The organism is Undibacterium sp. WLX3042, from assembly GCF_049544825.1.
Lineage (GTDB): Bacteria > Pseudomonadota > Gammaproteobacteria > Burkholderiales > Burkholderiaceae_D > Undibacterium.
Map to the genome: position 1 here is coordinate 512218 of NZ_CP186698.1, position 14930 is coordinate 527147.

Annotated in this window: 10 protein-coding genes; 6 read left to right on the forward strand and 4 right to left on the reverse strand. The window is 52.0% G+C overall.

Annotated elements, in window-relative coordinates; translation table 11 throughout:
- Positions 1 to 81: 81 nt before the first annotated feature.
- Positions 82 to 879 (reverse strand): carbon-nitrogen hydrolase family protein, encoded by a 798-nt coding sequence (locus tag ACPAOP_RS02380; protein WP_423709162.1) that lies wholly within the window; start codon positions 877 to 879, stop codon positions 82 to 84.
- Positions 876 to 5156 carry a YhdP family protein gene (locus ACPAOP_RS02385; RefSeq protein WP_423709163.1) on the reverse strand — a complete coding sequence of 1427 codons (4281 nt, stop codon included), beginning with the start codon at positions 5154 to 5156 and terminating at the stop codon, positions 876 to 878. Before ACPAOP_RS02385 ends, ACPAOP_RS02380 begins: the two co-directional genes overlap by 4 nt.
- 268 nt (positions 5157 to 5424) lie before the next feature.
- Here ACPAOP_RS02385 and glnE point away from each other — a divergent pair, with 268 nt between their 5' ends.
- Complete coding sequence (glnE, locus tag ACPAOP_RS02390) at positions 5425 to 8175, forward strand: bifunctional [glutamate--ammonia ligase]-adenylyl-L-tyrosine phosphorylase/[glutamate--ammonia-ligase] adenylyltransferase (RefSeq protein WP_423709165.1); 2751 nt, start codon at positions 5425 to 5427, stop codon at positions 8173 to 8175.
- A gap of 104 nt (positions 8176 to 8279) precedes the next feature.
- Here the strand turns inward: glnE and ACPAOP_RS02395 are convergent, their stop codons facing one another.
- On the reverse strand, positions 8280 to 8411 hold the full coding sequence (locus ACPAOP_RS02395) for a hypothetical protein (protein ID WP_423709166.1): 132 nt from the start codon (positions 8409 to 8411) through the stop codon (positions 8280 to 8282).
- A 110-nt stretch (positions 8412 to 8521) separates the two neighbouring features.
- On the opposite strand from ACPAOP_RS02395, the gene ACPAOP_RS02400 reads away from it, so the two are divergent.
- From ACPAOP_RS02400 to ACPAOP_RS02420, 5 genes are all read left to right on the forward strand, one after another.
- Positions 8522 to 10891, forward strand: coding sequence for a TonB-dependent receptor (locus ACPAOP_RS02400; protein WP_423709168.1), 2370 nt, complete (start codon positions 8522 to 8524; stop codon positions 10889 to 10891).
- A gap of 75 nt (positions 10892 to 10966) precedes the next feature.
- A complete protein-coding gene (locus ACPAOP_RS02405; protein ID WP_423709169.1) occupies positions 10967 to 12145 on the forward strand; it encodes an alpha-hydroxy acid oxidase in 1179 nt (392 codons plus the stop codon).
- Positions 12146 to 12158: 13 nt separating this feature from the next.
- The gene (locus tag ACPAOP_RS02410) at positions 12159 to 12842 is read left to right on the forward strand and encodes a Fe2+-dependent dioxygenase (RefSeq protein WP_423709170.1); all 684 of its coding nucleotides are present in this window, start codon (positions 12159 to 12161) and stop codon (positions 12840 to 12842) included.
- 36 nt (positions 12843 to 12878) lie between these two features.
- On the forward strand, positions 12879 to 13151 hold the full coding sequence (locus ACPAOP_RS02415) for a PepSY domain-containing protein (RefSeq protein WP_423709171.1): 273 nt from the start codon (positions 12879 to 12881) through the stop codon (positions 13149 to 13151).
- A complete protein-coding gene (locus ACPAOP_RS02420) occupies positions 13135 to 13680 on the forward strand; it encodes a cytochrome b/b6 domain-containing protein (RefSeq protein WP_423709172.1) in 546 nt (181 codons plus the stop codon). The genes ACPAOP_RS02415 and ACPAOP_RS02420 overlap by 17 nt, the downstream gene beginning before the upstream one ends.
- 126 nt (positions 13681 to 13806) lie before the next feature.
- On the opposite strand, the gene pbpG is transcribed toward ACPAOP_RS02420, so the two are convergent.
- Positions 13807 to 14769, reverse strand: coding sequence for a D-alanyl-D-alanine endopeptidase (pbpG, locus tag ACPAOP_RS02425; protein ID WP_423682248.1), 963 nt, complete (start codon positions 14767 to 14769; stop codon positions 13807 to 13809).
- Between the last annotated feature and the right edge of the window lie 161 nt (positions 14770 to 14930).

The following is a 14930-nucleotide window of genomic DNA, read 5'->3' on the forward strand; positions in this document are numbered from 1 at the left end:
AAAACAACTCAGCGACGACAACAGTATGCTGATAACTTACACTTGAAGTTGAGCCATCCTGAGAGGTAAGCCGGATGGCAACTATAATTTCCGGTGTTGCAACGCAGGCAGACTGGTGCGGATCTGCTGCAACAATTCCGCATCGATGTCACCGCTGACTATCCCCTCACCTTCGGGCAATTCCGCGAGAATTTTCCCCCAAGGATCAATCAACATACTGTGCCCCCAGGTACGACGGCCATTGATATGTCTGCCACCCTGCCCCGATGCCAGAACATAACACTGATTCTCTATCGCTCTGGCGCGCAACAGAATTTCCCAGTGCGCCTGACCTGTGGTGTAAGTAAAAGCAGCAGGAACAACGATCAGAGAACAAGGCCCCATCGCGCGGAATAATTCAGGAAAGCGTAAGTCATAGCAAATAGACAGACCAACCCGGCCGGCCTCAGTTTCAAAGGTGGCTACCTGTTCGCCGGCAGTAATGGTACGTGCCTCTTCGTATGACTCATCGCCTTTGGAGAAACCGAACAAATGAATTTTGTCGTAGCGAACACGCTGCACTCCCTGCGGATCAAATACCAGCGTCGTATTCATGACTTTGCCAGTTTCGGCTGATTGCAGCGGGATAGTGCCTCCGATCAGCCAGACCTTCAGCGAACGCGCCATTTCCGCTAAAAATTCCTGCATAGGGCCGCTACCGGCAGGCTCGGCAATCGCCAGTTTATCGGTATCCTGCAAGCCCATTAAAGGCCAGTATTCCGGCAATAACAGTAGTTTGGCACCGTCGCCTGCTGCACTGGTCAGCAGACGTTTTGCTGTCGCCATATTGTCTGCCAGAGTGGCAGAAGAAACCATTTGTATCGCTGCAACTTTCATCATTCACCTTTCCTGGCATCTGGCTGTCGATGCTCAACGGCAACGTCCTGACTGTCCTGACGCTCAATTTTTTTCACCAGAGGATCCTTCCACGGGCCACTCACCATATATTCAAAGGTAAAAGCCTTTGCCAGCGGTTCACGTAAGAACAATTGCGCGAGGAAGGTTCCCAGACCAATAACGGGATTCACCGCTAGTCCGTACACCACCGACGCCGCGCCGGCATTGATAACCGGAATGACCACTACATGCAATTGCTGGGATTCATTGACGATATCTGCGTTACCCGCCATCACCACGGTCGCATTCACTCCGCGCATTTTCAGATTATCAGTGCGGGCTACACCCTGCACAATCTGCGCGCTGCCGGTAATGGCATCAAATGCGAAGCCTTCAGAAAATATATCCCGGAAATCCAGAGTAAGGCGTCGTGGCAATGACTGCATACTCAGCACACCGAGTAACTTCGCAGCGCCTGGATCGACTTTTAAAAACTGCCCGGCGGCCAGATCGAGCTGCACCTTGCCGCTCATGCTGGGAATGTCCATCGCATAGGGCAAGCCATTCCATTTCACGTCGCCGTCCAGTCGTCCACGTCCACCGCGTACGACATTGGCAAACCCAAGCCTGTCCAGCAATTGCCCGGCATTCGCGATATCAAGCACGTAATTGAGTTGGGTCACGCTATTTCCGGCGCTATTTCCGGTGCTATTCCCAGTGCGACTCCCCCAGCGTCCAGTCGCCCTGAGTTCCGCATCCGGATTTTTCAACAGTACCTTACTGAGCAGCCATTCACTGGAAGCGCCACTCATCTGATTACTGGCTTGCAGTTCCAGTCTGCCGAGCTTTTTATTGAATACCTCAAAACTATCGGCAACGATATCGAGTCCCGGTATCTGGGTACTGCTGCGCTTATCCTCCAACAAATCACTGACATCGCTGGTCGCCGCTTGCGGGATCGTCAGCTTGCTTAAACGTGCCGTCACCGTGCCCGGTCCCGCCAGCCCTGCCGTCCCAGCTTTGACACTGCCTTCATTCCAGCTGATATGCCCGGAAACCTGACTGGCGTCGATATTCGCCTGCCACAGATCATTGTGATGAGACATACCCATCACCACGTGATCCAGCTGCTTACCCAAGATATGCAACTGACCGGTTTTTAATGCCAGTGTGCTGATGTCGAGATAAGGAGCAATATTTAAAGCAGCACCGCCCTGCGCTGCTTTGCCCGTAGTACCGTTCAATGCAGAGGTGTTCGTCGTATTCCCAACTGCGGTATTGACGGAACTTGTATTTAAAACGCTACGCCACTCGTCCGCTTGCAGTACATTCGCTTCAATATTAACCGCCACGCCGCGCAAAGGCTCGGGCGCAGGCACATTCACACCGATACCGCCACGCAAGAGCTGCCAGTTGGCTTGCTTATCGGTACTTTTCTGACGTACGTATTTTGCATGCACTGCATTACCAAGATGCATCCGCAACTCATCCTGCAGAACACTGCTGTCAGCTGTGTTCTGTGGCACCAGTTCGATGCGCAAGGGCATCAACTCCGTCGCATTTTTTTTCATGGGTGCGGGAAAATTGAGCGCCATTCCCTGTAAATTCGATTCAATCACGATTTCCGGTAATTGCTTTTTCACGGCAATCGTTGCGGTGTAGCGACTGGTACCGTCTATTTTGATTTGCTCGCGATTTGCAGCTGGCAGCATCTGCCGTACACCCTCACCAGTGACGCTGCCATCAAGCCGGACGCGAATACTGTTATCTTTTTGTGAGCCGCCGCTGATGACAATTGGACCACCCAGCGCACTTCCCTTCAGCGTCCCGAGATTAACGCCGCGCTCGTTAAATTCGAGTTTGCCATTGACCCCGGTGACCAGTGGAATACCGGGTTGCAGTACCACGTCATTATTGGCGAATTGCAGTACGCCGTTGACTTTTGCATCGATCATATGACGCAGCGGTAATTGCAGCTTTAAAGTTAAACCTGCGTTCGCACTTGCTTTCGACTCTGCCAGGAAATGCCCCAGCCAGCCAGCCACAGGACTTGCACTGACGTATGCCAGCATGGTCTGCAACTGGCCGCTGGCGTTGCCATCGATATTCAGGACAGATCCCGCACTTAATAAATCGGGAATCACCGCTTTCACCTTGCGCAGATCTGCCCCCAGAGTTTTCGCTGTGTCACCGTTAATTTCCATTCTGGCGCGCTCAAAGATGAAATTGCCTTTGATATCGTCAATGACCGGCCATAAAGGCGCCTTACCGCCTTCGGCCAGTTCGCCAGCGGTGAAATCCAGTTTGCCGCCGCTCAGACTGCCTTTGACCAGAAACTCCCCTTTATTCCTGGAGTGCGGGTCACTCGCAGAAAACGGGAAATGCGCGAGATCACCGCGAACACGCACAGTCACATCATCGGCACGGCCATCCAGTATGCTTTTCGTCAGCCAGTGACGCAAATCTGCTTCGGCGACGGTGGGAATATAGCGTTCGAGTCGCTTCAGATCAAAGCCGTCAATATGCGCAGTTAAGTCGACCTCACCGGGTTGCGGCTGCGCAGATGCACGCATAGACATGACGTGTTTGCCGGACAAAGTGGCATGCATACTGTCTTGCGTCATATCCATCTTATTGATCTGAAACACCAGCTTATCGTCCGCCTGAAATTTCCAGTTCGCCTCCATTTGCAGGCGATCGAACGGCATCACAGGATCGATGAAATAACTGGTGAGGCGTAATGACAGATCTTTGGAATCGAGTGAAAAATTTCCACCGCGATCACTCGCATCCACAGTACCGGATAAATTTTCAAAGCCGGGAATCGCCGGAACGGCTGCTTTCGCGGGTGTTTTTGCAGTTTTGGCCCGGGCTAACTGTGCAGGTTGCGGCCGCATGGACAAATTAATAAATTCGCCCTTCACTTTATATGCAGCCACATCCGGATATGTTCCCTGCCAAGAGGCAGAAAATTCCTTTAACTGACCTTTTGGCGCAAAATCCAGCAACATCTGCCGCTGGTCTGCAGGTAAGGGTAAGTGTCCGGCAAAGTTAGCCAGAATTTGTAAGTCCAGAAATTTGGTGTACAGCTCAACCTTCGCCGACTGATTGCCTGTGCCCGGGGTAAAACTTTCCCTGATAGTGGTTGGTGGCATGACCGAACCGTCCCTGGCTTTCATATAAAAATCGGTCAGAGCAATGGTGTGTCCGGCTTTACCGAACAAGGACGGCAGATATTTTTTGCCAAGATCGGCTTTTTCACTGGCGGTGACGCGGCCACGGATTTCCGCCATATCCAGTTCAGGCAGATCTTTGGCAAATTGACCTTGCACGTCAACGAGCCTCAGATCGGCACTGACATCTGCGACGCGGCCGCGATCGAGTCGCAGCCAGGATCGTACCGCACCATGTCCCTGACTGATATCGCCAGGATAATCAATATACGAGCGCAACGCATGCAGATCGGTACTTTGCAGATCGGCATACAGTTCGCCGCTCCAGTTGGAGAAATCCGACACTTGTCTGGTGAATGCCGGATGTTGCACATCGCCGCGGATATCGACCGGCGCAGATAACGCCGCCGGAGGCGTTGCACGCAAGGCAAACTGGTGGTGACGCCAGCGATTGCGCAGAATCAGGCTGACATCATTGAGTTGTAATTCCGGTGCCTGACGCACCCGGTCATTCCAGCGCAAAACGCCTTGCCTGATGACAATCTGATGCTGTGCCAGCACCCAGTCCAGCCCCTTGCCGTCGCTTTTCTTTTTCGGATCGATAAAAAAACCGCCGATATACAATTTGCCGTCGGTATCGCGCTGAATATCGAGTACTGGCTGATGCAGCTCGATGTTGTCAAAGCGCAGATCAAGCAGCGCCAGACTCCACCACGACAGCGTCGTCCTGACTTCAGGCAGACGCAAGGCCGCTTTGCCATGCTGGTCAAGCATCTCCACATTCTGTAATACCAGTTGCGGATTAAGCCCTTGCCAGGATGCCTGCAATGACACCATGTGCAATTCGCGTCCGATCGCACGGCTGACCATGGTTTCCACTTCCTGCTTGTAATCAGCCACGTGTGGCAACACCAGATAGCGCAACACCAGTACGAGGGCGCAGAACACAAAGTACAGCACCAGCACCGCACGAAGAAAAAAGCGGAGCCCGCCACCGCAAGCGGCAAAAGTATGCGACAAAAGGCGACGCCAGCGCGAGCGTGCTGGCAACACTGGCTCCTGATCTTCCGCAGCAGAAGGCTGAGAGGCGGGAATATCCGTTTTCATTTAAGCAATGACACTATTCTGCCGACGAGGCACTGGTCACTGGATATACCGCAATTTTCAACATACTCCCCTATATTTCTCTTCATTTCACCCAATTGTCCGCATAAACATTGGGGTTTAAATAATACTCCCCCGGAGTATATTTATGCCTTCCGGGAGAAACTTCACACTTCTTTGATTAAGACGCCCGCAGCCGATCAAGATGACTTAGAATCGAAGCAACACTGCAATAGGACTTACGCAAAACCGCGCTTTCCCGACATTGACTATGAATCTCACGCCACCCGACCAAGCTGACATCCCCGATATTCTGAATGCATCGCGTTTCCTGCAACGCTGGCTACAAGGCGGCAGCGACCGTCAGACAATGTTGGACGAGATTTCAAGATTATCCTTGACCCCGGCGATTTTTGCTCAGATTTTACAAAAAGAAATTTCATCTGGCGCGACTCTGAACAAAGCCATGCGTCGTTTGCGCAACCTCGTCGTCTGCACACTGATCAAGCGCGATCTGTGCGGCGACGCAGACATGCACGAAGTGGTGACAACCATCAGCGAATTTGCTGACTTCGTCGTGCAACAGCATCTGGCCGCCCTAAATGCAGAAATGCAGGAGTTATACGGTACGCCGACCGGGGAAGAAAGCGGCCGCGCACAGGAAATGATCGTGCTCGGCATGGGCAAACTCGGCGGCTATGAACTCAATGTCTCGTCGGATATCGATCTGATTTTTTGCTACGCCGAGGATGGCGATACCGTTACCAGCGACAGTACGCAACGCAGTCTGTCGAATCACGAATACTTCACCCGCCTCGGTAAAAAGCTGATTGCCGCAATTTCTGAAGTGACCGAAGACGGTTTCAGTTTCCGCGTCGATATGGCATTGCGTCCGAACGGCGCATCCGGCCCGCTGGTCGCCAGCTTTGGCATGGTCGAAGAATATTTCCTGATACAGGGCCGCGAATGGGAACGTTATGCCTGGGTCAAAGCGCGCGCCATGACAGGCAATGCCGACGATATTGCAACACTGGAAAAAATCATCCGGCCTTTTGTCTATCGGCGTTATCTCGATTATGGGTCGATTGATTCGCTGCGCTCCATGCATGCCCAGATTCGTGCCGAAGTGGTACGCCAGGAAAGCAAGCACCCGGAACGCAGTAATAATGTAAAGCTCGGTCGCGGCGGCATCCGTGAAGTGGAATTTCTGGCACAGGTCTTTCAACTGATACGCGGCGGTCGTGACACCAGCCTGCGCGACCGCTCGACCCGCAACACCTTGAAAACGCTGGCTGACAAAGGGATACTCGACACCAGAATAGTGCAACAGCTAATTACTTCTTACACTTTTTTGCGTAACCTGGAACATCGTTTGCAATATCTGGATGATGCGCAAACGCACACTTTCCCGGCGCAGACAGAAGACCAACTGCGCGTTGCGCAGATGATGCGTTGCCAGACTGTGGACGAACTACTGACGCAATTGCAGCCGCATCGCGCCTTTGTCGCGGAACAGTTCGACGCCATTTTTAAAGATAAAGCAGACAACAGTACAGAAGCAGCCCAATACTTGCTGACGGCCAGTCTCGGCAGCAGCGACAGCGAAGAACTACTGACATCACAACTGACAATCGCAGGCTTCCATGAGGCGGGCGATGTTGCGCGCAGACTGATCGCCAGTTGGCAATCAGCGAAAATTCAGAGCTTGTCTGAATCGAGCCGCACAAAAATGATTGCGCTGATCAACAATGCTTTGCCGCAGATTGCCAGACTGGAAGAAATGCAACTGGCTTGCTGGAACCGTCTGCTTGATTTTCTCGAAACCATTGCGCGCCGATCTGCCTATCTGTCTTTACTGACCGAATATCCGCACGCGCTGGCACGCGTAATCCGTATGATGGCTGCCAGCGACTGGGCCGCCAAGTTTCTGACCCGCCATCCCATTCTACTGGACGAACTGCTTGATGAATCATCGCTGCACCAGCGTCCTGACTGGAGCAGTTTTGAGCAGGATCTGCAGCGCCAACTCAGCCAGCATCAGGGCGACACGGAACGCCAGATGGAAACCCTGCGTGAATTGCACCATGCAATGCAGTTCCGCTTGCTGGCTCAGGATCTGGAAGGCCAGCTCAGCGTTGAGCATCTGGCAGATGAGCTCTCGAAACTCGCTGATCTGATCGTAGCGGCAACCATACAGGCGGCATGGGAAACCATCGCCAGCCGGCATCGCGAAGTGCCGCGCTTTGCCGTCATTGCCTATGGCAAACTGGGTGGTAAAGAACTCAGTTACGCGTCGGACCTGGATGTGATTTTTCTGTACGATGATGACGATCAGGAAGCGCCCGGTAATTACGCCAAACTGGCACAGCGCTTCATCACCTGGATGACCAGCCATACACCGGCGGGCATACTGTTTGACATTGATATTGCGCTGCGACCCGATGGTGCCAGCGGTTTATTGGTGTCGTCGCTAAGCTCATTTGCCCGCTATCAGGAAAAATCGGCCTGGTTATGGGAACATCAGGCACTGACCCGCGCCCGCTTTTGCGCCGGCGACAGCGGGATAGCACAGGAATTTGAACGTATCCGCGATCAGGTATTACGTCAGCCCAGAGATGCTGTCAGCTTATCGCAGGAAGTCGTCAGCATGCGCAAAAAAATGCGTGACGCGAACATTAACCGCAGCGAATTATTTGACCTCAAGCATGATGCTGGCGGCATGATCGATATTGAATTCATAGTGCAGTATTTAGTGCTCAGATATGCCCACCAGTATCCGCAGCTGACCGCCAATATCGGTAATATCGCCTTGCTGAAACTATGTGGTGAACTCGGACTGATTGATGCTGATCTGGCTGGACAAACTGCCAAAGCCTATCGCTGGCTGCGCAAGTTACAACACGGCATACGCCTGCAAGGGGAAGACCGTGCTCGCATCGCTGTCACCAAGGTTGCCCGGGAAGCAGAAGCAACCCGGCAATTATGGGACTCGCTGTTTGGTAAGGACATCACCCCAGCCTAAATCCCCTCCGAATTTCCGCCTGTCTCAGGGTAAGGACGACACCCAAACGCCTTTGCCCTGCATCTGCTCCCCTGACTGGTTCTCATCAGCCATTCCTCTTTTCATTATCGGCAAATACCAGTCGCCCAGGCAAAGCCGCGACCGGCATCAAATAACACCTTCAGCATGCCTCGCTCCCCCGCCCTCGCGGCAACATCAGCACCGATGCCAGACACTGCCTCTGTCACCCGCAACATATTCTTTGAAAAAAATAAACACCAATGCAAATGAGATTAATTCCTATTTACATTAACTAAAATCTTGTTTACACTACGCTCAAATCTTCAACACCACTTGGGAGTACATCTTGAAACGTAAACAAACGCGCCAGCCAGATAGCCTACGCACCAATGACACGAAGTTCACCTCCGTGAACAAAACCAGCATTGCCATGGGCATTTCCAGCGCGATGTTTATTCCTCTAGTAGCGATGGCGCAGACAACCCCGGCGAAACCTGCAGATGACAAAATGCAGGTACTGCCGGAAGTACAGATTTATGGCAAAGCGCTGGATCCGAACCCGAATGCAGAATCTGGTGTGCCTTACAAGGCAAAAACGTCTGGTGATTCCCGTCATACTCGCCCGCTGGCAGAGACACCACAGACCATTTCTGTCATTACTAAAGCAGCTATCGATGATTCCGGTCTGACTGAACTGAAACAGATTCTGAATGCACAGCCCGGCATTACCCTCGGTACCGGTGAAAATGGTAACGCCTTCGGCGACCGCTATATCATCCGCGGTCAGGAAGCGCGTAGTGACGTTTTCGTTGATGGTCTGCGCGACCCCGGAATGACGACACGCGAAAGTTTCGCGATTGAACAATTAGAAATCTCCAAGGGGCCAAGCTCCAGTTTTGCCGGGCGCGGCAGTGCTGGTGGCGCGGTCAATGCCATCACAAAACAGGCAACTTTAGATAAAGACTTCTCCAAAGTGTCTATCGGTGCAGGTACTGATAATCAGAAACGTGTGACCGCCGATGTGAATAAAGGCTTTGGTGATAATTTCGCTTTGCGTGCCAACGTGCTCTACGGTGATGAAGGCATACCAGATCGCTCACCATCGAACCGAAATCGTAAAGGTGTGGCTCTGTCTGGACTGTGGGAAGCCAATGAAAATCTGTTTGTAACGCTGGATTACTATGGTTTGCGTACCGAAGATAAAGCACCGGATCTTGGTTACTATCTGGTTGGCACGGTGCCTGACCGCGTTCCGGCAAAAAATGTTCCGGTATATGCGCAGGCCAATGATTTTCTCAAATCAGATGTCGATACGCTGACCGCCCGAGTCAAATGGAAAATCGCCCCGGCGCTCACGCTCAACAGCCTGACACGTTACGGTAAATCAGGTAATTCCTATGTTACGACCGGTGCATCCAGCGCAACCCGCTACGATGGCGCGACTGGTAAAGCTTACACGACAGGCGTGCTTGATAACGGGCATACCGGCTGGCAGGACGTTGACTACTTCGCGCACCAAAGTAATCTGCGCTGGGATAAAGAATTGCTGGGTCTGAAGCACGAATTCATCTTTGGTGCAGAATACACAGATCACAAAGTGGTTTCCGGTAACTTCGCCATCAGCAACACCGGTGCATTTAACTGCAAAACAACCGCAGGTATCGGTGCAAATAACGGCTATTGCTTTACTGATAGCAATGGCGTTCCCGTCAGCAACCTGAACACACTCGCTGGTCGTAACGGAACCCGTCTGGGCTGGACACAGAACTGGCAGGTAAAAACGATCGCACTGACGGCGATGGATACCGTTGATCTGACGGATCGCTTCACGGCATTTGGTGGCTTGCGTGCCGATTATTTTGACCTGTCACTGATCCGCCGCAATAATACAACCGCAGCGATCACTGGCGACTACAGCTACAACGACACGCTGGTCAACGGTCACCTCGGTCTGAGCTATAAAGTCACGCCAAAACTGATCGTCTACGGCAGTGTGGCAAGCGCACAGGATATCAACGGCGGTGAAGCAGATGCCGGTACCAGCAGCGGTTACGGTGGTGCTGTCCTGTATCAAAATCAGATCGCTGGTGCTAAACCTGAAACTTCGATCAATCTGGAACTGGGTGCCAAGTGGAATCTGTTTGACGACAAATTACTCGCAACGGCAGCGATATTCCAGACTAAAAAATCGGACGTGATGGAAGGCGCCAATTACGACACGATCGGTACTTTCAACACGGGTAAAAATCGTGTACAGGGGATTGAGTTTGGTCTCGCTGGTGATGTGACTGAGAAATTGTCAGCACAAGTCGGCCTGGCAATACTCCGCTCGAAAGTGCTGGACTCAGCAACCGCGTCGAATATTGCTCGCCCTTTAAGTAACTTCGCAGAAAAATCATTCTCTGCACAAGCGAAGTATCAGTTGACAAACGCGTTCTCGTTCGGTGCCACTGCCCGCTACGAAAGCGACCGTTGTGGTGGTCAGCCAGACACTGCGGCTGGTTACACTGCAACTGGCTATTGCTCGCAACCCGTGCCGTCATTTGCGGTCTATGATGTGTTCGCCGCCTATCGTTTTTCCAAAAAACTGGATCTGCGCGTGAATGTGTTAAACGCGACAAACAAGGACTATTACACAGCGGTTTATCGTTCCGGTTCATTCCTGTACAAAGGTGATGCCCGGGCAGTCCGGTTAACGCTGAACTATGAAATGTAATCTCGCTGCAAAAACCATTATCAACGCAATATAACGTTAGATACCATGTCGGGCACTTGCCCGACATTTGCTGATATGACCAATACCACCTCTCAGGCGCAAGCTCCGCTCAGCACTATTCCACCGGACATACGCTGCGCACAGGATTACGAGCGTCTGGCGCAACAATTCATGGCGCTCCCCCACTATGAATATGTTGCCGGTGGTTGCGGTCGCGACATCACTGTCGCGGCGAATCTGAACGCATTCGCCCAATGGGCGATTTATCCTCGTCTGCTGCGTGACGTCACCGCTGGACATACCCGACTGACGCTGGGTCAGCAAACATTCCCCCACCCGATTTTCATGGCACCGGTTGCATTTCAGCGGCTTGCCCATCCGGCCGGAGAAATAGAGACTGCCCGTGCCGCACAGGCGATGCAGAGCTGCATGGTCAGCAGCACGCTGTCATCTGTCCGCATGGAAGATATTTCTGCGGCCACCAATAATGGCGGCTCGCCGCGCTGGTTCCATCTATATTTTCAGCCCCGACAAAATGACACTCTGGACCTCATCAACAGAGCCGCCAATGCGGGCTTCAGTGCCGTTGTCGTCACTTTAGACGCATCGATTCAAGCCGCCAGCTTGCGCGCCCAGCGCGCTGGTTTTCGCATGCCACAAAGCTGTTTGGCGGCCAATCTGCGCGATCATGCTGCCCCTGAGAACATCACACTCGGTCCCGAGGAGAGCCGCGTCTTTCAGGGCATCATGCGCGATGCGCCAACCTGGAAAGATCTTGAGTGGCTGATGGCCCAGACATCGCTGCCGGTCTGGGTAAAAGGTGTGTTACATCCCGACGATGCACGCGCACTGCAAAACATGGGCGTGGCTGGCCTCATCGTCTCAAATCACGGCGGGCGTAGTCTGGATGGTGCCCCTGCCAGCCTCGATGCGCTGCCAGCCATTCGTGCTGCCGTCGGTAGCAGTTTTCCCTTGTTGCTCGATAGCGGCATACGCTCTGGCAGCGATATATTCAAAGCCCTGGCATTGGGCGCCGATGCCGTTCTCATAGGCCGCTTACAAATGTACGCACTGAGCGTCGCTGGTGCTCTGGGCGTTGCCCACATGATCAAGCTACTGTGCGAAGAACTCGAAATATGTATGTCGCTGGCTGGTTGTGCGACACTGAAAGAAATCAATCGCGGCGCGTTAGTGCGATGCGGCGCGTCGGCCACGTCCACGGATTGCCCTCATCACGACAACAGTCACGAATAAATGAGATGAAATTATGCTGATTACTATTGATCACGTATTGAGTAAGGAAGAAGTAAAACAATTCCGCCGCCATCTGGATACTGCGGAATGGAATGACGGTACCAAAACAGCCGGAACCCTGGCACGGAATGTCAAACGTAACGCGCAGATTGACGATAATTCAGAAATTGCGATCAGCCTTGGCAATCATATTCTGCGTTCGCTCGGGAATAATCCTCTGTTCGTATCGGCAGCGTTACCACGCAAAATATATCCCCCAAAATTCAATCGCTATGCTGACGGCGGCACTTATGGCACACATGTGGACAGTGCGATCATGCAGATACCCGGCACAAATCTGAGTCTGCGCACCGACTTATCAGCCACATTATTTCTGGCCGAGCCGGATGAATATGAAGGCGGCGAGCTGGAGATCGAAACGGAATTCGGTGTGCAGGCAGTCAAACTGGAAGCCGGCAATATGGTGTTGTATCCATCTTCCAGTCTGCATCGGGTCATGCCAGTTACCGAGGGCGCCAGAGTCGCTTCGTTTTTTTGGATAGAAAGTCTGGTTCGTGACGAAGGAGAACGTGCGATGCTGTTCGACCTCGATCAGACTATACAAAAACTGACACCCGCAATTGCTGCAAGCGATCCTCGTTTGCTCAGTCTGACCGGCGTCTACCATAATTTGCTACGCCGCTGGACGATTACCTGAATATCCGTTTCACATTACCCTCATAAAGGAGTTTTTATGACATCAATAATGAAAAAAATTATTCCTCTGCTGCTCGCATTCTCCGCCAGCTACGCCTCTGCTCACGGAAACGTGAAGTGCACGACACAGCCAAAATCGGAATGGCGACCACATACAGAATTACAGGAGAAACTGACCAAGGAAGGCTGGGTCATACGCCGTATGGAAATGACCTCAAGCTGCTACGAAGTCTATGCCAAAGACCCGCAAGGCAAGCGCATCGAGGCTTTTTTTGATCCGGTGACATTCAAGCGTGTTGAAGAAAATTAAGCAGCAAGTCTGGGATTTGCCTGTACGCCTGCTGCACTGGTTGTTGGTTGCGACGATCGCAGCAGCATGGATAACCAGTCATCGTACGGGCTCAGTGCACGAATATATTGGCTACGGTGCGGGTGCGATCGTTTTGCTAAGGTTACTGTGGGGTTTTACTGGCAATCGTTATGCCCGCTTCCGGCAATTCGTTCGCCCTGCCCCGCAGACGCTGCAGTATCTGCGCGAAGTAATGCGTGGCAACGCAGCCCGCTATCTGGGACACAATCCTCTGGGCGGGTGGATGGTCATTGCATTACTGGTCTGTGTCGGTTTGCTCGTTATCACTGGCTGGCTAACGACCACTGATATGTTTTGGGGCTACGCATGGCCAGTGCTAATCCACATCACCATCGCCTGGACCTTAATCGGACTGATTGCTTTGCATATCTGCGGTGTCGCGTTTACCAGCTGGCAGCATCGTGAAAACCTGATTGCAGCAATGCTCACTGGTAAGAAAGCGCCACCCTGCGAGGGCGATATTCAGTAGCGCAACAGGGTCGGAAAAATCAGACAGGAAACATTAAAGAAAGTACGGGACGGCAGCACCGGAGCGAGAAGAAAGCGGTGATGCCGTTACCGATGTATGTCAGATCAGTATTGATCTGAAGGATGCTCAGACTTGAGGTTTAGCACTTTCCAGCCATTTTTTGATACGGCCTGCATCCGCCAGTCGAGAGTATTTGCCCTTTGAGTCCAGAAATACCATGACAATCGCGCGGCCTTCTATCATCGCCTGCATCACCAGGCAACGGCCAGCCTCTGCGATATACCCGGTTTTTTGCAAGCCGATTTCCCAGGCAGGATTAGAAACCAGTTTATTTGAGGTGCCATACTCAAGCTGACGACCACCCGGATTAACCACATATTTAGAGTCGGTTGAATACTCGCGAATGACAGGATGCTGATAAGCAGCATTAACCAGTTTAACCAGATCCTTTGCGCTTGCTCGGTTCTGACTCGACAAGCCACTGGAATCGACATAGTGCGTTTCCGACATTCCCAGTTGCCGCGCTTTTGCATTCATTGCATTAACAAAGGCAGGCAAACCACCCGGATAATTGCGTCCTAACGCCGAAGCTGCACGGTTTTCGGAACTCATTAAGGCGATATGCAGCATGTCCGAACGTGACAGCTTCGCACCTATCTTCAGACGGGAACCGGTTCCCTTTTCCTTATCAATGTCTTCTGTCGTAATTTCTATCAGTTCGTTCATATCCTGATTCGCCTCAACCACAACCAGACTCGTCATGAGTTTGGTAATGGAGGCAATCGGCAAAGACACATTGGAATTTTTTTCAAACAAGACCTTAGAACTCGCCTGATCAACCACATAGGCAACGTTTGACTGTAAGGCTAAAGGATCGTGTGAATGATTGAGTCCTACAGTATCGCCAACACTGGGCTTTTCTGGCACGATCGGAGCTTGTGCCACGCGTTCATTCACCAGTTTACGCTTACCATTGACAACGACATAACGTTTAGCCGGTTTTGCAGAAGCTGTTTTAACCACTTTTTTGTGGACAACATGTTTCTTGTGCTGGGTATGTTTATGCTCACTCGCCTGCGCGGATAACATGGTGGCGGGAAATAGGCTCACCAAAGAGAGAATTAAAGCTTGACGGGCAAATTTCACTGTCACTAACTCCTATATAAAATATGCCAAAAATTTGATGAAGTTTAGCAAATATCAAAAAAATCGCAAGATAATTAATAACTTAGCGCAAGTTTTTGAAGCAA

What these genes read in the sequence shown, in the direction of transcription:
- ACPAOP_RS02405 (WP_423709169.1), top strand. Translation starts at nt 10,967, where the DNA reads ATGACCAATACCACCTCTCAGGCGCAAGCTCCGCTCAGCACTATTCCA.
- ACPAOP_RS02415 (WP_423709171.1), top strand. Translation starts at nt 12,879, where the DNA reads ATGACATCAATAATGAAAAAAATTATTCCTCTGCTGCTCGCATTCTCC.
- ACPAOP_RS02410 (WP_423709170.1), top strand. Translation starts at nt 12,159, where the DNA reads ATGCTGATTACTATTGATCACGTATTGAGTAAGGAAGAAGTAAAACAA.
- glnE (WP_423709165.1), top strand. Translation starts at nt 5,425, where the DNA reads ATGAATCTCACGCCACCCGACCAAGCTGACATCCCCGATATTCTGAAT.
- ACPAOP_RS02395 (WP_423709166.1), bottom strand. Translation starts at nt 8,411, where the DNA reads ATGTTGCGGGTGACAGAGGCAGTGTCTGGCATCGGTGCTGATGTTGCC.
- ACPAOP_RS02385 (WP_423709163.1), bottom strand. Translation starts at nt 5,156, where the DNA reads ATGAAAACGGATATTCCCGCCTCTCAGCCTTCTGCTGCGGAAGATCAG.
- pbpG (WP_423682248.1), bottom strand. Translation starts at nt 14,769, where the DNA reads ATGTTATCCGCGCAGGCGAGTGAGCATAAACATACCCAGCACAAGAAA.
- ACPAOP_RS02380 (WP_423709162.1), bottom strand. Translation starts at nt 879, where the DNA reads ATGATGAAAGTTGCAGCGATACAAATGGTTTCTTCTGCCACTCTGGCA.